The following is a 20,045-nucleotide window of genomic DNA, read 5'->3' as shown; positions in this document are numbered from 1 at the left end:
TCAGGGCGCCGGCACGGACACCACCACGATCGACTTCGCGGGCAGGTCCAGGCTCAGCCGCCCACCCACCGGCGTGGCGGCATAGGGCGCGGGAGCGATGGTGCCGGGCCGGTCGAAGCTGTTGTGGGCGTCCATCGCCGGGGCCGTGAGGCTGCGGCCGGTGGCCGGGCCCGCGAGGTCGGTCCTCACGCGGGCGGGCCGCACGGGATCGAGGTTGACCAGTGCCAGCAGGATGGCACCGTCGGCCGCTCGTGCGGCCGACACCTGCACCGCGGGCAGCGTGATGTCGCCCTGCCGGTAGTCCGGCGTGGCGAGCGTCGCCTGCAGCGGCGTCGTACCCTGGAACGGCCGGTACATGTCGAACACGTGGTACGTGGGCGTGAGCACCATCTTCTCGCCGTCGGTGAGCACCAGGGCCTGCAGCACGTTGGCCAGTTGCGCGATGTTGGCCATCTTCACCCGGTCGGTGTGGCGCTGGAAGATGCCGAAGCTCAATGCCGCCACCATCGCGTCGCGCAGGGTGTTCTGCTGCTGCAGGAAGGCGCCGTTGGTGCCGGGCTCGGGGTCGTGCCACATGCCCCACTCGTCGACGAACAGGGCCACGCGCTTCTGCGGGTCATGCCGGTCCATGATGCGGCTGGTGGCGATGATGCGGTCCTCCAGGTGCATGGCCACCTGCAGCGACCTGGCCCAGCGCTGCGCGTCGAAGCCGGTGGCGCTGCCCTTGTGCTCCCAGGTGCCCGGCACGGTGTAGTAGTGCAGGCTCAGTGCGTCCATGTCGTCCTTGGCGCGGGCCATCATCACCTCGGTGACCTCGTCCCGGCCTTCGCCGTCGCCGGAGGCGACTTTCACCACCGGCGCGGGTGAGCGCAGGAACTGGGCGTACTGGCGGTGCAGGTCGGCTGCGTATTCGGCTCGCATGTGGCCGCCGCAGCCCCAGGTCTCGTTGCCGACGCCGAAGTACTTCACGCGCCAGGGCGCATCGCGGCCGTTGCGGCGGCGCTCCTGGGCCAGGGTGGAGTGGCTGTCGGAGGTCATGTACTCCAGCCATTGCGACATCGAGCGCGGTGGCAGCGAGCCCATGTTGCCGGCGATGTAGGCCTGCGCGCCGATCAGTTCGGTGAAGTCCATGAACTCGTGCGTGCCCACGCGGTTGTTGTCCGGCACATGGCCCCACACCTTGTTCAGGCGCACCGGGCGCTGGGCCGGCGGGCCGATGCCGTCGCGCCAGTCGTAGTCGTCGGCGAAGCAGCCACCCGGCCAGCGCACCACCGGCACCTGGATGCGGCGCAGCGCGGCCAGCACGTCGTCGCGCCAGCCGCGTGTGTTGGGGATGGTGGATTCGGGGCCAACCCACAGGCCACCGTACACACCGGTGCCGAGGTGCTCGACGAAGTGGCCGTACACCTCGGGCTCGATGCGCGGGCCGGCGGCCTCTTGCGAGACCGACAAGGTGGTCTGGATGGGGAGCGCCGCATGTGCGCCGAGCAGGGGAGCCATGGCGAGGAGGAGGATGGATGCTGCGCGCAGCATTGTCCGATCGGTGACGGCAGTGTCATCGTTTCAATTAGTGCGCCGTTCGAACTAATATCCGTGGATCTGCAAAAGGGATGACATGCACGTCTACATCGTCCACGGCTTCGATGCCTCGCCCGCCCACCATTGGTTTCCCTGGTTGAAGCAGGCGCTGCAGGCGCAGGGCCACAGCGCGTCGGTGGTCGAGCTGCCCTCGCCGCACGAGCCCGACCCGACGGCGTGGGTGCAGGCGCTGCAGGCCCAGGCCGCGGTGCTGGACCGGCACACCTGGTTCGTCGCGCACAGCCTGGGCTGCATCGCCGTGCTGCGGCATCTGGAGCAGGCGCCTGCCGACGCCGCGATCGGCGGTTATGTGCTGGTCTCAGGTTTCAATGCGCCGCTGGCGGTACTGCCGCAGCTGGACGCCTTCGCCAAGCCGGACCTCGATACACCCAAGCTCGCGGCGATGGCGGCCTACCGAAGCGTCATCGCCTCGTCCAACGACGCCGGGGTGCCGCCAGCACTGAGCCAGGCCCTGGCGAAGGACCTGGACGCCAAGCTCGTGATGGTGGAGCGCGGCGGCCACTTCCTTGCCAGCGAAGGCTTCACCGAGTTCCCGCTGGTGCTCGACGAGCTCGAGCGCGCGTCCCAGTCGGCACGCTAGCCGGCGGCGCTACAGCAGCTTGTCCGGCGTGGCCGGCAGCTCGCGGATGCGCTTGCCGGTGGCGTGGTAGATCGCGTTGACGATGGCCGGGGCCACGCCCACCATCGCGATCTCTCCCAGCCCCTTCACGCCCAGCGGGTTGAGGTGGGGGTCGTCCTCGGGCACGAAGATCACCTCCATCACCGGCGGCGCATCGGCGTGCACCGGCACCGCGTACTCGGCGAAGTTGGCGTTGGGCACGCGGCCGTTGCGCGGGTCCACCACCGCATGCTCCATCAACGCCATGCCGATGCCGCCGATCATGCCGCCGATGCACTGGCTGCGCGCCAGCTTGGGGTTGACCACGCGGCCCGCGCCGTAGGCGCCGACGATGCGGCGCACGCGCGTTTCGCCCAGGTCCGGATCGACCGCGACCTCCACGAACACGGCGCCGAAGGCGTGCCGGGAGTAGCCCTGGCCTTGTTCGCCGGGCTGCACCTCCTCGGTGGCCTCCACTGGGCGGCCCAGGCGGCGCATCGCCTCGGTCAGGTCGGTGGCGTTGGCACGCGCCAGCGCGTCCTGCCGCACCTTGCGGCAGGCGGCCTGCACCGCGCTGCCCACGCTGGCCATCGTCATCGAACCGCCATGCACCGGCGCCTTGGGCAGCCGGTTGTCGCCGAGCGTGAAGCGCACGTGCTCCATCGGCAGCCCCAGCGTTTCGGCGGCCACCTGGGTCATCGAGGTCCAGGTGCCCGGGCCCATGTCGCTGGCCGCGGTGCTCACCTCGGCGCTACCGTCAGGCAGCAGGCGGGCGCGTGCCGAGGCCGGCGCAAAGTTCATCGGGTAGGTGGCAGCGGCCACGCCCCAGCCGATCAGCCAGCGGTCATCGCGCATGGAGCCGGGCACCGGGTTGCGGCGGCTCCAGCCGAAGCGTTCGCCGGCCAGCCGGTAGGCCTCGCGCGTGGCGCGGCTGGAGAACGGCTGCTGCTTGAACTCGTCCTGCTGTGGCTCGTTGCGCAGGCGCAGTTCCACCGGGTCCATCGCCAGCGCCACCGCCAGCTCGTCCATCGCACATTCCAGCGCATGCACGCCGCTCGATTCGCCGGGCGCGCGCATGTAGGTGGGCGTGTGCACGTTCAGGCGGGCGATGCGGTGCCGGGTGTGGACGTTGGGGCAGGAATGCAGGAAGCGTGTCGCGTTGAGCAGCGACTCCGAATATTCCTCGTAGGTGGAGGTCTCCTGCCACGCGTCGTGCACGATCGCCTGCAGCCGGCCCTCGCGCGAGGCGCCCAGGGCCACCCACTGCACGGTATGCGGGCGGTAGCCGGTGCCGTAGTACATGTCGCGCCGCGACAGCATCAGCTTCACCGGGCGCCTGGCCACCCGCGCGCCCAGCGCGGCCAGGGTCACATGCGGCCAGGTGCGCAGCGCGGAGCCGAAGGCGCCGCCGACGAAGGGCGACACCACGTGCACGCCCTGCGCGTGGATGCCGAACACCGCGGCGATCTCGTCGGCCACGTTGTCCACCCATTGCGTCTTGTCCCACAGCGTGAGCCGGTTGCCGTCCCACGCGGCGATGGTGGCGTGCATCTCCAACGGGTTGTGGTTCTCGCGCGGGATCACGTACTGCTGGTTCACTTGCACGGGCGCCGCGGCGAGGGCTTTGTGCGGATCGCCGCGCGTGGTTTCGGGCGGGGTGGTGTCGGACTGGTCCTTCTTTTCGTGCGTGGGCAGCACGGGCTGCGCCTGCCGCACGTCGGTGACGGCGCCTTCGGCCGCATAGCGCACCCGCACCAGCGTGGCGGCATGCTGCGCCTGCTCCAGCGTCTCGGCCACCACCAGGGCCACCGGTTGGCCCTGGCTGTGCACCCGGTCGTCCTGCAGCAGGTGCAGTCGTTCGCCGACCACCGGGTCCACTGCGCCCTTGTGCGGCTGGTACGGCAGGCGCGGCGCGTTGCGATGGGTGATGACGGCCAGCACGCCCGGGGCGCGCTGCGCGGCGGCGGTGTCGATGGCGCTGACGCGGCCGTGGGCGATGGTGCTGCGCACCACCGCGGCATGGGCCAGGTTCGCCTGCGGGAACTCGGCGGCGTAGGTCGCGCGCCCGGTCACCTTTTGCCGCCCGTCAACGCGGCTCACCGGTTGTCCGACGAAGGCGTTACCGCTCATGCCACACCTCCCGCGGCCTCGACCGCGCGCACGATGGCGCGCTGCATCAGCTCGATCTTGAAGTCGTTGTGGCCGCGCCCTTGCGCACCCTGGGCCGCCAAGGCGGCCGCCCGGCGCAGAGCATCGCGCTGCAGGCCGGCGCCCGCGAGCGCGGCTTCCACCTTGGGTAGGCGCCAGGGCTTGGTGCCCACGCCGCCCAGCGCCACGCGCGCCTCGCGGATGCGGCCACCGTCCTGCAGGTCCAGCGCCACGGCGGCGGATACCACGGCGAATTCAAAGGACGCGCGGTCGCGCACCTTCAGGTAGTGCGCACGTCGGTTCACCGGGTGCTCGGGCACGCTGATCGCGGTCACCGCTTCGCCGGGCCGCAGCTCGGCCTCGATGTGCGGCGTGGAGCCTGGCAGGCGGTGGAAATCGGCCAGCGCCACTGCACGCTCGCCGGAAAGGCCCTGCACATGCACCGTGGCGTCCAATGCCACCAGCGCCACCGCCAGGTCGGACGGGTGCACGGCAATGCAGTGCTCGCTGCCGCCGAGCACCGCGTGCCAGCGGTTCTCGCCGCCGATGGCCGCGCAGCCCGAGCCGGGCTTGCGCTTGTTGCAGGCGCTGTAGCCGGTGTCGCGGAAGTAGGGGCAGCGCGTGCGCTGCAGCAGGTTGCCACCCATCGTAGCCTGGTTGCGCACCTGCGGGCTGGCCGACGCGAGCAGGGCCTGCGCGATCAACGGGAAACGTGTCGCCACCTCGGGATGCGCGGCCGTTTCGGCCATCGTCGCACCGCCGCCGATGCGCAGGCCCTGCGGCGAGGCCTCGATGCGCTTGTCCAGCACGCTGCCCAAGCTCACCAGGCGCTCGGGCGAGCGCACGTTCTCCTGCAGCAGCTGGACCATGTCGGTGCCGCCGCCAAGGTACTCGGTGGCAATGTCGTTGCGACCGGCCTGTGCGCGCAGTGCAAGCGCGGAGCGCAGGTCGCGCGGCCGTTCGAGTGCGAAGGGATGCATGGCTTCAGCCCCCCTGCGGTGCCTTGCGGGCCGTGTCGTGGATGGCGGCCACGATGTGGTCGTAGGCGCCGCAGCGGCAGATGTTGCCGCTCATCCATTCGCGGATCTCCTGCGCCGAGCCGGCATGCCCTTCGGCGATGCAGGCGACGCCGGCCATGATCTGGCCGGAGGTGCAGTAGCCGCACTGGAAGGCATCGCGCTCGATGAAGGCGGCCTGCAGCGGGTGCAGCTGGTCGCCACGACCCAGGCCTTCGATGGTGGTGATCTCACGGCCCTCTGCCAGTGCCGCCAGCCACAGGCAGGCCTTCACCCGCTTGCCGTCCAGGAGCACGGTGCAGGCGCCGCACTGGCCGAGGCCGCAGCCCTTCTTGGAGCCCGTGAGCTGCAGGTGCTCGCGCAGCGCATCCAGCAAGGTGGTGCGTGGGTCCAGCGTGAGGCGCCGGTCCTCGCCGTTCACGCGCAGCGTCACCGCCACCGCGTTGGGGGCCGCGGCACGGTCGGGCTTGGCGCCGGCTGCAGTGGGTGACAGCAGCGGGGCCACTGCCGCTGCGCCCCCGGCGGTGACTGAGGCTTTCAGGACATCGCGTCGCCCCGCGTCGCGCGGCAGGTGGGGATCTCTTTCAACGGGCATCGGCTTTCTCTCCCAGGCTTGGCGCGCGTCGCCGCGGGCGACGAGGCCGAGCAGCGATCGGTGCGCCGGGGTACGGCGTGACGTGATGCGGTGGCAGCCACCGCCTGGGCATTGTGGTAAGCCGCTCCCGCCGCCCGATAGCGCGATCGGCCCGTTTTCTTGCCTGATCCGATGCAGGCCCGGGCGCGCGTCAGCCGCCGTCGGCGCGGTGCTCCGGCGGGGCACCACTGGCGTGCCCTGGCTGCGCACCCAGCGCGGCCTTGCGGCGCAAGCTCACGATGTCGCGCTTGGGCGGCATGCCAAACAGCCGGCTGTACTCGCGGCTGAACTGCGACGGGCTTTCGTAGCCGACGTCGAAGGCTGCGGTCGCGGCGTCCAGCCCTTCGTTGAGCATCAGGCGCCGCGCTTCATTCAGGCGCAGCCACTTCTGGTACTGCAAGGGGCTCATCGTGGTGAGCTGGCGGAAGTGGAGGTTCAAGGTGGACGTGCTCATCTGCACGCGCGCTGCCAGTTCGTCCACCCGCAGCGGCAAGGCGAAGTTGAGCTTCAGCCAGTCGATGGCGCGGGAGATCCGATGGCCCTGGCTGCCCACCGAGGCGATCTGCCACAGATGCGCGGCTTGTTCGCCGGCCAGCAGGCGATAGTGGATCTCGCGCTGGATCAGCGGGGCCAGCACCGGTATCGATGCCGGCTCGTCCAGCAGGTCCAGCAGCCGCTGGATGGACCCGAGCAGCCTGGGCGTGACATGGCCAATGCCCACGCTCCTGTCACCCGGCCGCTCGGTGGGCACGGGCAGGCCGGCGTGCGCGATCAAGTCGGCCATCACCTGAAGGTCCAGCTTCAGGCACAGGCCGAGGCAGGGTTTCTCCTTGGAGGCGACCACGGCTTGCGAATTGGCCGGCACGTCCAGGGACGTGATCAGGAAGCGCTCGGTATCGTAGGCGTACGCCTCGCTGCCCAGGAGCATGCGCTTGGCACCCTGCGCCACGAGCACGATGCTGGGCTCGATCTGGCACAGCGAGGGCTCCGTGGGGGCTTCACGCCGGAAGAACATGACATTCGGGATCGGCATGGCCCGGTCCTCGTTGCCCTGGGTGTGGGCCCCGATCGTGCGTGCCAGGCTCTGCTGCAGCGCGTCTAGTTCTTCCGTGGGGTGTCGTCCCATGTCGCCGTCCATCGGATGTCGATGGCCGAGCCTATCCCAGCAGGCCGCGATAGCGGAAGTTGCGCAGCCGCACCTGGCCGCGGCCGGCGGCGAACAGGCCGATCTTCAGGCTGAGGAAGCCGCCGAACACGTTGTGGTGGAAGCCGGACACCTCCATCTGCCAGGGGTGCTGCGTCCACTGCCGGCCATCGGCCGAGTGATGGAAGGTGACCACGTTCTCCCGGTTGACGAGCTTCAGGTGCACCGTCTTCGCCGTGATGGGCGTGCGCATCCACTGCTGCTCCTGGCTGTACTGGTAGGTGAGCATCTGCATGGCGGTGAAGCCCACGCCCACGAAGCCGCGCGGGTCGTAGTAGAGGCTCATGCCGCCTTGTGCGTCGCCTTCGATCTGCAGCTCCACCGAGGCTTCGTAGCTGCGGTCGCCCACCAGGCAGGTGAGCGGCGAGCAGTCGGCCAGCGTGCTGCCCTTGGCCTGCAGCAGCAGGCCCTGGCTGTCCAGGCGCACGCGCTGCATCTCGTTGGCGCCCGGGTTGAAGAAGCTCCACTGCGGGCCCAGTTGCCGGCCGGTGAAGCTGTCGGACAGCGGCTGCCCGGCCGGGCCGGCCACGCCGCCTTTCGGCTTGGGCAGCGCCGCGGACAAGGTGCCGCCCTTGGCGCGGAACCAGCCGTCGCGTGTCCATTCGATCGGCTCCAGCAGCGTCTGGCGGCCCAGGGTACGGAAGCCCTTTTCATATCCGTGATAGACCATCCACCAGTCGCCCGCCGGGCCTTCCACCACCGTGGCATGGCCGCGCGACCACCACGGTTCGTCGGCACTTTGTGTGCGCACCACCGGGTTGTGCGGGCAATGCTCCCAGGGACCGTGGATGGACTTGGCGCGGGCCACCGTCACCATGTGGCTGGTGGCCGGGCCGGAAGTGCCACCCACGGCGGATACGAGGTAGAACCAGGCGCCGCGGCGGAACAGCTTGGGCCCTTCGGGCGCGAACATCTCCACCACCCAGTCGTCTGGGTAGCGCCAGGGCGTGTACGCCGGCTGCAGCTCGCCCACGGTGGACAGGCCGTCGTCGGCCAGCTGCACGCGGCGGATGCCGTTGACGAAGAGATAGCGCTTGCCGTCCTCGCCCACCGCGTGGCCGGGGTCGATGCAGCCCGGCAGCTTCAGGTCGACGGGGTCGCTCCAGGGGCCGCGGATGTTGTCGGCCCAGGTCACGTGGATGCCGCTGCCGTCGTCTTGCAGCGTGGGGATGTAGAGGTAGAAGCGGCCCTGGTGCTTCACCAGGTCCATGGCCCACACGGTGCCGATGGGTTTGTGCAGCGCGGGGCCGATGGGCGCCCAGTTGACCAGGTCCGTCGAGTGCCAGATCACTGCACCGGGATAGGACTGGAAGGACGAGAACGTCATGTAGTAGTCGGCCCCGTCCTTCAGGATGGTGGGGTCGGGGTGGTCGCCCGGCACGATCGGGTTGCGGTAGGTGCCGTCGCCGAGGTCGGCCTTGCGCTGGCCTTCAAGGCCGGCGCCAAAACGGGGCCGCTGCACGGCGGCCGCCGCGGGCAGCTGTGCAGCGGCGGCGCCCGCAAGGGCGGTCATCAAAGCGGTACGTCGGGACACGCGCATGTCAGATCGGTCCTTGCGGGGGCAGGGCGGCTTACTTCGCCGCGTTGACGATGGTGCTGACCAGGCTGGGGTACACCTGCGCACCGGTGGAGCGGTTGAACAGGCCCGAGGTGTGGTTGCCGGTGGCACCCGCATCCCAGTACACCGGCACGATGCCGCGCGAGAACGCGGCCTTGGTGATGGTTTGGTCCCAGTAGGTGCGGTACTTCTGTGCGCTGTCCACGTTCAAGCGGGCCACCGCCGAATATTCGCCCATCAGCACCGGCATGCCCAGCCCGTCGACGAAGCGGGACTTCATCTTCTGCATCTGGGCGTCCACATACGACTCATTGGCCCAGGTCTCGGTGTTGGCCGCGCTGGTCGCGATGCTGCCCCATTGCCAGATGTTGTCGTTGTCGGTGTTCAGGGTGAAGTTGTAGGGGTCGTAGTAGTGCACCTCGACCATCAGGCGGTTGCTCGCGCTGTCGGTGGGCACGGTGAAGAAGTTGTAGGTGTGGTCGATGTTGGTGTTGAAACCCTGCACGATCAGGTGGCGCACGGCGTTGTTGCCGCCGGTGGCGCGCACTGCGTTCACAAAGGTCTGGTTGAAGCTGTTCTGCACGGTGTAGTACTCCACCGTGGGCGTGCCGTAGTCGCCGTCCTTCATCACCTCGTTGGTGCCGGCGAACAGCAGATAGTCGTCGTAGGTCTTGAAGTTGTTGGCGATCTGGGTCCAGAACTTGGTGATGCGCGCATTGATCGCCGACTGGTTGGCGTAGGTGGGCTGGTTCATCCAGCCGCCGTCCCAGTGGATGTTGATGATGGCGTACAGGCCCGCGTTGCGTGCGTAGTTCACCACCTCGGTCACCCGCGCCATCCAGCTCGCGCTGATGTTGTCGTTGGCATCGGCGTATTGCTTCCACGACACCGGGATGCGCACCGTCTTGAAGCCGGCGGCCTTCACCCCGTTCATCAGCGCCTGGTTCACCGCCGGGTTGCCCCAGTTGGTTTCACCGCCGATGGCCTCCAGCGAGTTGCCCACGTTCCAGCCCGGCGACATCAGTGCCGCCAGCTGCAGGCTGGTGAGGTTGCGCATGCCCGAGGTGCTGCCGGTGCGTGCGGCCGACGCGGCGTTGGAGTTGTAGCTCGCGCTGCCGACGCTGAACTTGATCCAGTACCAGTAGGTGGTGCCGGTGGCGGCGGTGCTGTCGGTGTAGCTGCGGCTGCTGCTGCTCACCGAGGCCAGGCGGCTGCGGCCGCTGGGGTTGCTGTCGGTGTCGCGGTACACCTGCACGTTGCTGACGTTGCTGCCGCTCACCGTCCAGCTGAGCTGGATGTTGCTGGCGCTGCCGGTGGCCGTGAGGCACACGGTGGCGCCGCCGCCGCTGCCGCAGCTTTGGGCCTGCGCGAACGGTGCGATGCACAGCCCGAGCAGGAAGAGAACCATCGATATCAACGACTTCATCTTCTGACCTTTCGTCGTAGGTGCTCGGCACGGCGTCTCCTCCGGGCGCGAGCGGTTGTGGAATCGTCAAGCTGGTTGTTCCATGCAGGGCGGCAGCGCCCACTGCCTGCGCAGGTGTAGCCCCGCTTCATGGATGTCCTTCAGCGCTGGGGGCGGCGAGTGCCCGCCGCGCACAGGGCGGCCACACCCGCCAGGAACAGCAAGCCGGTGGCGGGCTCGGGCACCGGCAGCAGGGTGGACTGGGCCGCTGCGGCCATGCTCACGTTGAGCGTGCCCCAGGCAGCGTCGCTGGTGGGGTTGGTCCACTCCGCGCGCAGGGAGGTCGGTACCGGGAAGCCGAAGCCGCCGAAGGTGAGGGCCTCGCTGTACCCCAGCGGGCTGCAGCTGCCATCGTTGTCGCAGATCTCGATGCTCGTGTTGGCCTGGGCGCTCGCGCCGGCGGCGGTCAGGCCGTCCACGGAGGCGGTAACCACGAACCGGGTCTGAGCGCCGGCGAGGAACAAGCCGTTGAACACGGTTGCGTAGGCCCAGCCTTGCTGGCCGTCCACCGCGCTCACCGAGGCCCAGCCGCCGGGGCCGCTGCTGCCGTAGAGATCACCGGCCGTCGTTCCCGCCTGGGCCATCGAGCCGCCGCTGCTGGCCGTGGCCGATTGCACCGTGCCCAGCCAGCCCTGGCTGGCCTGGTCCGCCACGGGGGCCTCGACGTGGGCGCCTGCGAGGGTGGTGTACGACAGCCAGCTGGGGTCGCCGGTGAAGAACACGGCCCACGGCCAGATGTCGTCGCCGGGCACCGTGTCCATCACCTGCACCTTCACGTTGGAGACGGCCACCGAGGCCGTGTCCGCCCAGGCTTGCGGCGCCAGCATTGCCAATGTGGAGGCCAGAACGCCGGCCGCCTTGTTTCTCATCGTCATGTCTCCACCTCCGGGTCGCTCTCGTTGAATATCAGTTTGGGCATTGCACGAACAAATTAGCTTTCAAATCGCCTGGCAGACGCGATCACGGTGGCTGTCACGGCAGGTGGGATGTCAGACCTTGCCACGGCGCGCTTCGAGCGCCGTGCGGATCTCGCTCATGCGGGCCTCCGTCAGCGGGTAGCGCAGGATCGCGATCAGCGCCACCACCAGCCCCACCACCGGAATGCTGGACAGCAGGATGCGGATCATGAAGATCGCGTGGTCGGTCTGCACCGGCAGCTTGGAGTCGAAGCCGGTGAACTGCAGGATCCAGCCCGAGGCGCCCACGCCGAGCGCGATGCCCACCTTGGAGATCCACGACTGGCAGGCGGAGAACGAGCCCTCGCGGCGCTGCCCGGTCTGCAGTTCGTCGTCGTCGATCACGTCGGCCAGCACCGAGCCGTAGAGCGTCCAGAAGCCGGCGCCGGTGAACGCCACGAAGCCGCAGGCCAGCAGCTGCAGCCAGGGGTGCTCGGGGTCGTAGAGCCACCAGTCGCCGATGAAGGCGCAGATCGCCAGCGAGAGCACGGTCACCATCGCGGCGCGCTTGCCGAAGCGCCGCGCCAGGCGGTTGAAGAACGGTATGCCGAGCAGGCCGAAGCCCATGCCGGCGGCGCCCATCGCGGTGTTCCACTTCGCCGCCAGGGCCACGTCGCCCTTGCACACGTAGTACACCGTGGCGTAGTAGCCCAGCGCAGACACCATCGCGGTGCCCAGGCCATAGGCCAGGTTCATGGTCACCACGCGGCGGTAGGGCCGGTTGCGCAGCGTGCGCCACAGGGTGTCGGAGAACTTGACCTTCTGCTGCGTCTTGCTGACGAGGTGGTCGTAGTAGCGCTCGCGCACCAGCAGGAAGATCCCGATCGAGGCCACCACCATGATGGTGCCCAGGATGGTGCAGTACACCTGCGCACCGCGCAGGATGTCGGGCTTGCCGTCGGCGCCGTTGAAGACCGCCAGCGTGGTGAACTGCGCGGCGAAGAACAGGCCCAGCTCCGGCAGCTTCTGGATCAGGTTGCGGATCGACATCACGTTGGTGCGCTCGTGATAGTCGGGCGTCATCTCCGAGCCGAGGCTCACCCAGGGCATGTTGAAGCAGCTCATCACCGGCACGTACAGCAGGGTGGAGACGAGCATGAACAGGAAGTACTCGCGGTCGCTCCAGCCCTGGCCCACCGCAAACAGCAGCGGCAGCCCGATGCCCGCCAGCACCCCGCCCACCAGGATGAACGGGCGCCGCCGGCCGAAGCGGGTGCGGGTGTTGTCGGAGGCCCAGCCGAAGATCGCATCCGAGGCGGCGTCGACGCCCACCTTCACCGCCTGCACGGTGGAGATCAGCCCCGGCGAGACGTGCAGGAAGATGTTGAAGACCTGGAAGGCCAGCGTCGGGTAGAGCCAGTGGCCCCACATGTCGAGGAAGCTGCCCAGGCCCCAGCCGAGTTTCTGGGGCAGCGGCACGCGGTCGGTCACCGGCACCGCGGCCGGGGTGGAGGAGGGAACGCCTCGCATGGCAGCGGCTCCGGTGGTGGTCATAGGACGGTGCGCGTGCGCATCACGTCGGCATAGTAGTGAGCCGACAGCTTGGGCGTGCGCTTGAGCGTCTGGTAGTCGCAGTGCACGATGCCGAAGCGGCGCTGGTAGCCGTCTTCCCACTCGTAGTTGTCGATGAACGACCACAGGAAGTAGCCGTCGATCGGCACGCCGTCGGCGATGGCGCGGTGCACCTCGCGCAGGTGGTTGCGCAGGTAGTCGCGCCGGTGCAGGTCGATCACCTCGCCATTGACCACGCGCTCGTCGTTGTAGCCGCAGCCGTTCTCGGTGATGTAGATCGCCGGGTAGTCGTAGAGCTCATGGCACATGCGCGAGGCCCAGTAGATGGCCTGCGGCACCAGGTTGAGCCAGGGGCTGTCGGCGCGCGGGTAGTTGGCCGGCAGCGTGAGTGCTTCGTAGGCGGCGCCGTTGCGGCCGGCGCGCACGTACGTGGCGGTGTAGATGTTCAGCCCCAGGAAGTCGGTGGGCAGGCTGATCAGGTCGAAGTCGCCCGGCTGCACGCGCGGCGCATCCGCGCCCACACGGTCCAGGTAGGCGCGGGAGTAGCCCTTGCCGTGGATGGCGCCCAGCACATGCGCGTTCTTGTCCAGGAACCAGGCCGTGGCGGCGGCGATGTCCTCCGGTGTTTCGGTGACCGGCACCGCCACGTCGCAGTTGTCGGTGAGGCCCACGCGCGCGCCTGCGCCGCCGAACTCGCGCACCGCACGCACCGCGTGGCCGTGGCAGAGCAGGGCGTGGTGGTAGGTCTGGTTCACCACCTGCTCGCTCTCCTTTCGGCCCGGCGCCTTGCTGCCCACGCCATAGGCCAGCCAGGTGAAACAGCGGATCTCGTTGAGCGTGATCCAGTTCTTGACCGTGCTGCCGAAGGCCTTGACCACCGTGTCGGCATAGCGCGCAAAGGCCTCCACCGTGACGCGCGAGGTCCAGCCGCCACGCTCCTCCAGCGCCTGCGGCAGGTCCCAGTGGAACAGCGTCACCCACGGCGTGATGCCATGCCGCGCCATGCTGGCCAGCAGGCGGTGATAGAAGTCCAGGCCCGCCTGGTTGAGCGGGCCGTCGCCGTGCGGGTAGATGCGCGGCCAGGCAATCGACAGGCGGTAGTGCTTCACCCCCAGCGAGGCCATGAGCGCGAAGTCCTCGTCGAAGCGGTGGTAGTGGTCGCAGGCGGTGTCCAGCGTGTCGCCATGGGACACCTTGCCGGGGACGCGGCAGAAGCGGTCCCAGATGGACTCGCCCTTGCCATCGGCAAAGGCAGCGCCCTCGATCTGGGCGGCGGCCGCCGCCACGCCGAAGACGAACGACGGCGGGAACGGGCTGGAATAGGTGAACGTGTTCATTCCGACAACAACTTCCGAAGGGTAGGTTCCATGCTTTGCGCCCACAGGACATAACCCTTCTCGCTCAGGTGCAGCAAGTCGGGCAGGATGTCCTTGGACAAGGTGCCGTCCGGGTTCATCAGGGCGGCGTTGAGGTTGAGAAAGTGCACGTGCTGGCCGTCATGCAGGCCGGCGATCTGCGCGTTCACGCGGTCGTTGAGGCGGCGCATCCGGCCCGTGGGCAACTCGTCGCGCGGGAACACCGCCAGCAGCAGGATCTTGGTATCAGGCAGGCGCTGGCGCAGCTCCTCCACGATGCGCTTGACGCCCGCGGCGGTGGTGGCCGGGTCCTCCTGCCGGTCACCGGTGTTGTTGGTGCCGATCATCAGCACCGCCACCTTCGGGCGGATGCCGTGCACCTCGCCGTGCTGCAGGCGCCACAACACGTTCTCGGTGTGGTCGCCGCCGAAGCCCAGGTCCAGCGCGTTGTAGCGCTTGTAGTGGCGCTCCCACACGGCCTTGCCGGCGTCTTCCCAGCCCTGCGTGATGGAGTCGCCGATGAAAATCACCTCGGGCTGCAGGCCCTGGGCACGCAGCTGGCGAATCTCGTCCAGCTTCTTCTCGTGGCGCGGGATCCACCACTCCAGCGACCACACCTGCGTCAGCGGCGCGGGGGTCACCGATTCGGTGCGGTGGTCGGGGCAGCTCGCATTGGGCTTGCCGTTCTTCACGATCCTCACGTTGGCCACCGACACCTCGCCGGTGCCGCTGGTGTCCACCACGAAGGGCTGGGTCACGGCGCTGAAGTCGTTGCCATCGCGTGCAAAGCACTGCAGCGAGAACGACAGGTGCTGCCAGCCCAGGCCTTGCAGCGCGCGAGAGGGCACCTGCCAGGGCAGCTTGCGGCCACAGTCGGCGCCGCAGCCCATCACGAAGGTGAGGCCCGCCTTGGCCATGTCCAGCGCTTCCACGTCGAACTCCAGGGTGCCATCGGGCAGCCAGGGGCGAAGGTCCATCGGCTTGTCGGCGACGAAACGCAGGCTGGCGAACCAGGCGTTGCTCCACTTCAGGGTGAGCGCGTCGCCGGTGGCGTCCTTGCTGGAGATGCGGGCGCTGACCTGGCTGTCGGGCACCTTGGGTTGGGCCGGCTTCGGCAATGCGAGGGTGCTGCCGGTGAAATCATGCTGGCCCTCGAAATCGGCCACCTGCAGCCGCAGGTCCGCGTGCAGCCGGCCCACATGGAGCGCCAGTTCATCGGGTGTGCCGGGGGTGCGCAGCGAACCGCAGGCCGACAGTGCGGCGAGCACGGCGGCGAAGGCGGCCGCGAGCGCGCCGCCGCGCACAAGGGGCAGGGTGGGTGTCATCGGGACGCTTGCAGGTGGTGGTTGAGCTCGCGGTGCTCACCGGGCTTGAGATGAAGATCGACCAGGCGATCGCCGTAGCGCACCCGGCCGCCGCCGGCGCCCGCCACCGAGCGCACGGTGGCCCGGGTGAGGCGGCCGCCGGCCCAGGCGATGTCCACCTCGAACCCGCCGCGGGCGCGCAGGCCGTTCACCGCGCCATCGCGCCACGCCGCGGGCAGGGCCGGCAGCAGGTGCAGCTCGCCGTTGTGGGACTGCAGCAGCATCTCGCAGATGGCCGCGGTGGCGCCGAAGTTGCCGTCGATCTGGAACGGCGGGTGGGTGTCCAGCAGGTTGGGGTTGGTGCCGCCCGCATTGAGCTCGCTGCCCGGGCCCTTGCGCTCGGCCACGCGTGCGCCCGGCGTGGCGAGCAGGCCGCGCAGCTGGTGGTGCGCGCGGTCGCCATCGAGCAGGCGCGCCCAGAAGGCCATCTTCCAGGCCATGGACCAGCCGGTGCTCACGTCGCCGCGGGCCTCCAGCGTCTTGCGCGCCGCGGCGGCCAAGGCCGGCGTGCGCAGCGGCGAGATCTGACGGCCGGGGAACAGCGCGAACAGGTGGGACACATGGCGATGGGTGTCCTGCGGCGTGTCCAGCACCGGATCGTTCTTTTCGTCCAGCCATTCGAGCAGCTGGCCCCAGCGGCCCACGCGCGGCCCGGCCAGGCGGTCGCGCAGCGCGGCGAGGTGCTGGCGATAGGCCCGGTCGATGCCCAGCGCATCGGCCGCCTCCACCGTGTTGTTGAACAGGTCCCACACGATCTGCTGGTCGTAGCTGACGCCGTCTTCCACCGGCCCGTGCTCGGGCGACCAGCCGCGCGGCGCGACCAGGCGGCCCTTCATCGGCCCGTCCGGCAGGGGCTGGAGATGGTCCTCCCAGAACTGGCTCACCTCCTTCATCAGCGGATAGGCCACCGTGCGCAGGAACGCCCGGTCCTGGGTGAAGGCGTAGTGCTCCCAGAAGTGCAGCGCGTACCAGGCGTTGCCGGTCTTGTTCCACAGGTAGTCCATCGCGCCGAAGGGGTTGGTGGCGGTGCGCACCGTCCAGCCCCGCACCGGCTTGCGCGCCGCGGTGAGGAAGGTTTCTTCCGGCATCGGGCCGAAGCCGTCCCAGGTGACGATGCCGGGCGGCAGGTCGTTCGGATCCTTGAGCACGCGCGCCGCGGTGTCCGCCACGAGCTTGCGGTACACCGGCGCCTGGCTGCGCACGAAGTCGAACAGCGGCTGCGCCAGCTCGGGCAGGTTGGCCGGCTCCGCCGGCCAGTAGTTCATCTGGATGTTGATGTTGGTGTGGTAGTCGGCATTCCACGGCGGCGTGAGGCTGTTGTTCCACAGCCCCTGCAGGTTGGCCGGCAGGGCGCCGCGCGAGCTGGAGATCAGCAGGTAGCGGCCGAACTGGAAATACAGGGCTTCGAGTCCGGGGTCGGCGCCTTGCGCGGTGTAGGCGGCCAGGCGTTCGTCGGTGGGCAGCGCACGGCGTGCGGCTGCGGTGGCGCCGAGATCCAGCTGCACCCGGCCGAAGAGGGCGCGGTAGTCCTGCTGGTGCTCGGCCAGCAGTGCCGCGTAGGGCCGCGCGGCAGCGGCGGACACCTGGGCCGTCACACGTGCCAGGGGATGCTCGCCCTGGAAGCCGCGCGCGGCGTCGGCCACGTAGCTGGTGCCGGCGCCCAGCACCAGCGTCAGCGCATCGCAGTCCTTGAACTCCAGCGCCTGGCCCTGCAGCTGCACCGAGCCGCCCTCGTGCAGCAGCTGCAGCTGGCTGGCATAGGCCATGCGGTTGGTGGTGGGCGGCTGGCCGGAGGCCGCGCCATCGGGCTGGGGCAGCACCCAGCCGGCGAGCGAGCCGGTGGCATAGAGGCGGTTGCCGGCGGCGGCGAAATGCGCGCCGTGCATGTCGGCCAGGCGCAGGCTGCCGGTGTACTGGCCTTTGCGGTCGGCGCTCAAGCGCAGCACGATCACCTGCGCCGGGTGGCTGGCGAAGGCTTCGCGCGTGAAGGTGGCGCCGCCCAGCGTGTACTGCACGCGCTGCAGGCCGTCGTCCAGGCGCAGCTCGCGCCGGTAGCCGCTCACAGGGGCGTCGTGGCCCGCCAGCTCGACGAACACATCGCCAAAGGGCTGGTAGGCGCCCAGCGTCTTGCTGTCGCCGGTCCACAGCGTGATGTCGTTGAACTGCACATGCTCGCGCGCCGGCTGGCCGAAGAGCATGGCGCCGATGCGGCCGTTGCCGATGGGCAGCGCCTCGCGCTCCCAGCCCTGGGCGGTGTCGGCTGCGGGCTTCAGGTAGCGCAGCGCCAGCTCCGGCGAAGCGCAGGCGGCCATCGCGGCCAGCGCGCAGGCCAGGAGCAACAGGCAACGCAGCAGGCGCTTCACGTACCGGCCCTCGGGCGGCCGACCACCACGCCGCGGCCGTGCGGCGCCAGGTAGAGCACGCCATGTTCACGCGCGTCGGCCGCCATGGACAGCAGCCGGCCGTAGCGGTGCTGGTCATCGTTGATGCGGGTGAAGCTGGCGCCGGCGTCATCGGAGCGAAACAGGCCTTCCTCCGGCAGGGTGCTGCCGGTCACCCGCACGCGGCCCCAGAGGTAGAGGCTGTGATAGGCCGCGCCGGGTACGCCCTTGCCGAGCGCCAGCATCCACGCCTCGGCCACTGCCGGCAGCGCCTTCGGCTCGCGGCCGCGAGCCGGCACATGCAGCAGCCGGTCGCCCAGGGCCAGCCACAGGTCGCCTTCGGTGCCGGGCGCGCTCACCAGCTGCGTGGGTTGCCCGGGGGCCGGCTGGGGCAGCCCGGTGAGCAGCGGCTTGAAGCGCCGGCCACCGTCCCGGCTGGCGAGCAGCTGGCCACGCTGGCTGTCCAGCACGTAGAACACGCCCTCCGCCGCGCGGTCCGCCACCGCGCGCAGCGGCGTGGTGCCGGACGCCGGCCAGCCCAGGCAGGGTGCCCAGCGGCGGCCGCGGTCGTGTGACCAGAGCGCGCTGCCCTTCTGCGGCGCATACACGAAGGCCCCGCCGCGCGCCGACACCGCGATGCTGCCCGACTGCACGCGGCCCGTGCGCGGCGAGGTTTCGAACGGCTGCCACTGCAGGCCGCCATCGTCGGACCAGTAGCCGCTGGACGGCCCGTCCCCGGTGCGCGCGACGATGTGCTGCGCCAGCTCGGCGAAATCCACGGAGCGGTTGGTTTCCTTGGGTGGCGTGAAGTAGCGCCGGCCCAGCGCACGGCTGGGGTCGTCCCACGCGCCGCCGGCCACGTCGCCCATCGCGGCCAGCAGGCGCGGGCCGGTGGCGGGGCTGCGGATCACCAGCGTGGCGGTCTCCTCGAAGTTGGCCACGGTGAACACCCACTGCACCTGGCCGCGGTTGCGCGCGGCGCCCAGGTTGCGTGTCACCCACACGCCGTAGCCGGTGCCATAGAGCGCGCGGTCGCCGTTGAAGGGATCGAGCTTCACGTCGGACGTCCAGTGGCCGAAGTTGCGCTCGGTGCGCATGTAGTCCACCAGCCAAGGGTAGGCGCCGGCCTCGTGCTGCGACAGCGCGCCCAGCGCCGTCCAGTGCGTGCCACCGTCCTCCGACACGAAGATCTCGTCGCCTTCGGCCCAGCGTTCGATGGTGGACACCACCAGGCGGCCCGGCTGGCGACGGTCCACGTCCAGCCCCGAATAACCAAAGGCGCGCCGGCCCTCGCCGGGCGGCTCGGGCGTGATGTCGGTCCAGCGGCCTTCGGCGTCGCGCTTCCACACGCTGCCGGTCTTGGCGTAGCTGGGGTTGCAGGCCACGGCCGCCGTGCCGAGCGCAAAGCTGACGTACAGGCTGCCGTCAGGCCCGATGGCGGCATGCTGGGGCACCTGGCGCGGCGTGCCCGCCTCGCGGCTGAAGCGCTGGCCGCCGTCATGCGACACGTACAGCCCCGGCTCGTCATGGCTGCCGGCGTAGACGGTGCGCGATGCGCCGCCCGCCGTGCCGCTGGCCGGATCGATGAGCACCAGCGAGACATGGCGCGCGGTGAAGCCTTCGATGCGGCTGAAGCTGCGGCCCCGGTCGGTGCTGCGCAGCAGCCCGTCCTGCGAGCTGCCCAGCCACAGCACTTGGCCCTCATGGGGGTCCACCTGCAGCCGCTCGCCCGAGCCGCGGCCGGGCGAGTTGCCGCCGATGTGCAGGCCCAGTTCGTGCACCTGCCACGTCGCCCCGCGGTCGGTGGAGGCCAGCAGGGCGCCTGGGCGCGAGCGCTGGTCCAGATAGAGGCCGCAGGCCGCGTACAGCCGGTCGGGGTCGGCCGGGTCCACCGCCAAGCTGAGCACGCCCATCAGGTCGGCCTCTGCATGCGAAAGGTGGTCCAGCAGCGGCACCCAGGCGTTGGCCGCGGTGTCGAAGCGGTAGGCGCCGCCGATGTCGGTGCGTGCGTACAGCAGCCCCGGCTCGGTGGGGTGGAACAGGAAACCGTCGACGAAGCCGCCGGCACCAAAGGGCACGCTGCGCCAGGCATACGGGGCGGCGCCCGCGGGTGCGGCGCTCCAGGCCGCGGGCAACGGTGCACCGAGCAGGCTGCCCAGGCTTGCTGCTTGTAGGAGGCGGCGGCGGTGCATGTCAGCGCCGCCCGGCCGCCCGAAGGCGCTGACGCGCCCCCTTGGGGGGCAGCGAACGAAGTG

14 protein-coding genes are annotated in these 20,045 nt (G+C 69.8%); 1 reads left to right on the top strand and 13 read right to left on the bottom strand.

Annotation, left to right across the window (positions count from 1 at the left end; genetic code table 11):
* Positions 1–1,500, bottom strand: a complete 1,500-nt coding sequence (locus VPH43_RS07675; RefSeq protein ID WP_328577091.1) for an alpha-N-arabinofuranosidase — start codon at positions 1,498–1,500, stop codon at positions 1–3.
* A 115-nt stretch (positions 1,501–1,615) separates the two neighbouring features.
* Here VPH43_RS07675 and VPH43_RS07670 point away from each other — a divergent pair, with 115 nt between their 5' ends.
* On the top strand, positions 1,616–2,179 hold the full coding sequence (locus VPH43_RS07670; RefSeq protein ID WP_328577090.1) for an RBBP9/YdeN family alpha/beta hydrolase: 564 nt from the start codon (positions 1,616–1,618) through the stop codon (positions 2,177–2,179).
* A 9-nt stretch (positions 2,180–2,188) separates the two neighbouring features.
* Here VPH43_RS07670 and VPH43_RS07665 read toward each other — a convergent pair whose 3' ends face one another.
* From VPH43_RS07665 to VPH43_RS07610, 12 genes are all read right to left on the bottom strand, one after another.
* On the bottom strand, positions 2,189–4,327 hold the full coding sequence (locus tag VPH43_RS07665) for a xanthine dehydrogenase family protein molybdopterin-binding subunit (protein ID WP_328577089.1): 2,139 nt from the start codon (positions 4,325–4,327) through the stop codon (positions 2,189–2,191).
* Positions 4,324–5,325, bottom strand: a complete 1,002-nt coding sequence (locus VPH43_RS07660; protein ID WP_328577088.1) for an FAD binding domain-containing protein — start codon at positions 5,323–5,325, stop codon at positions 4,324–4,326. Before VPH43_RS07660 ends, VPH43_RS07665 begins: the two co-directional genes overlap by 4 nt.
* 4 nt (positions 5,326–5,329) lie before the next feature.
* Positions 5,330–5,956: a (2Fe-2S)-binding protein gene (locus VPH43_RS07655; protein ID WP_442909234.1), complete on the bottom strand. Its 627-nt coding sequence runs from the start codon at positions 5,954–5,956 to the stop codon at positions 5,330–5,332.
* A 190-nt stretch (positions 5,957–6,146) separates the two neighbouring features.
* Positions 6,147–7,121 carry an AraC family transcriptional regulator gene (locus VPH43_RS07650; RefSeq protein ID WP_328577086.1) on the bottom strand — a complete coding sequence of 325 codons (975 nt, stop codon included), beginning with the start codon at positions 7,119–7,121 and terminating at the stop codon, positions 6,147–6,149.
* Between the two features lie 31 nt (positions 7,122–7,152).
* A complete protein-coding gene (locus VPH43_RS07645; protein WP_328577085.1) occupies positions 7,153–8,712 on the bottom strand; it encodes a family 43 glycosylhydrolase in 1,560 nt (519 codons plus the stop codon).
* Between the two features lie 58 nt (positions 8,713–8,770).
* Entirely contained in the window at positions 8,771–10,183 is a 1,413-nt protein-coding gene (locus tag VPH43_RS07640) for a glycoside hydrolase family 5 protein (RefSeq protein ID WP_328577084.1), read from the bottom strand.
* A 140-nt stretch (positions 10,184–10,323) separates the two neighbouring features.
* The gene (locus tag VPH43_RS07635) at positions 10,324–11,097 is read right to left on the bottom strand and encodes a PEP-CTERM sorting domain-containing protein (protein ID WP_328577083.1); all 774 of its coding nucleotides are present in this window, start codon (positions 11,095–11,097) and stop codon (positions 10,324–10,326) included.
* A 114-nt stretch (positions 11,098–11,211) separates the two neighbouring features.
* Positions 11,212–12,648, bottom strand: a complete 1,437-nt coding sequence (locus VPH43_RS07630) for an MFS transporter (RefSeq protein ID WP_328577082.1) — start codon at positions 12,646–12,648, stop codon at positions 11,212–11,214.
* Positions 12,649–12,668: 20 nt separating this feature from the next.
* Complete coding sequence (locus VPH43_RS07625) at positions 12,669–14,027, bottom strand: GH1 family beta-glucosidase (RefSeq protein ID WP_328577081.1); 1,359 nt, start codon at positions 14,025–14,027, stop codon at positions 12,669–12,671.
* Positions 14,024–15,370: a GDSL-type esterase/lipase family protein gene (locus VPH43_RS07620; protein WP_328577080.1), complete on the bottom strand. Its 1,347-nt coding sequence runs from the start codon at positions 15,368–15,370 to the stop codon at positions 14,024–14,026. The genes VPH43_RS07625 and VPH43_RS07620 overlap by 4 nt, the downstream gene beginning before the upstream one ends.
* Complete coding sequence (locus VPH43_RS07615; protein WP_328577079.1) at positions 15,367–17,772, bottom strand: glycoside hydrolase family 95 protein; 2,406 nt, start codon at positions 17,770–17,772, stop codon at positions 15,367–15,369. The genes VPH43_RS07620 and VPH43_RS07615 overlap by 4 nt, the downstream gene beginning before the upstream one ends.
* Positions 17,769–19,982 carry a hypothetical protein gene (locus VPH43_RS07610; RefSeq protein ID WP_328577078.1) on the bottom strand — a complete coding sequence of 738 codons (2,214 nt, stop codon included), beginning with the start codon at positions 19,980–19,982 and terminating at the stop codon, positions 17,769–17,771. The genes VPH43_RS07615 and VPH43_RS07610 overlap by 4 nt, the downstream gene beginning before the upstream one ends.
* Between the last annotated feature and the right edge of the window lie 63 nt (positions 19,983–20,045).

It is taken from the genome of Ideonella sp. BN130291 (assembly GCF_036231905.1).
GTDB lineage: Bacteria > Pseudomonadota > Gammaproteobacteria > Burkholderiales > Burkholderiaceae_C > CAMLIZ01.
This window is presented reverse-complemented; position numbering and strand designations above follow the sequence as displayed.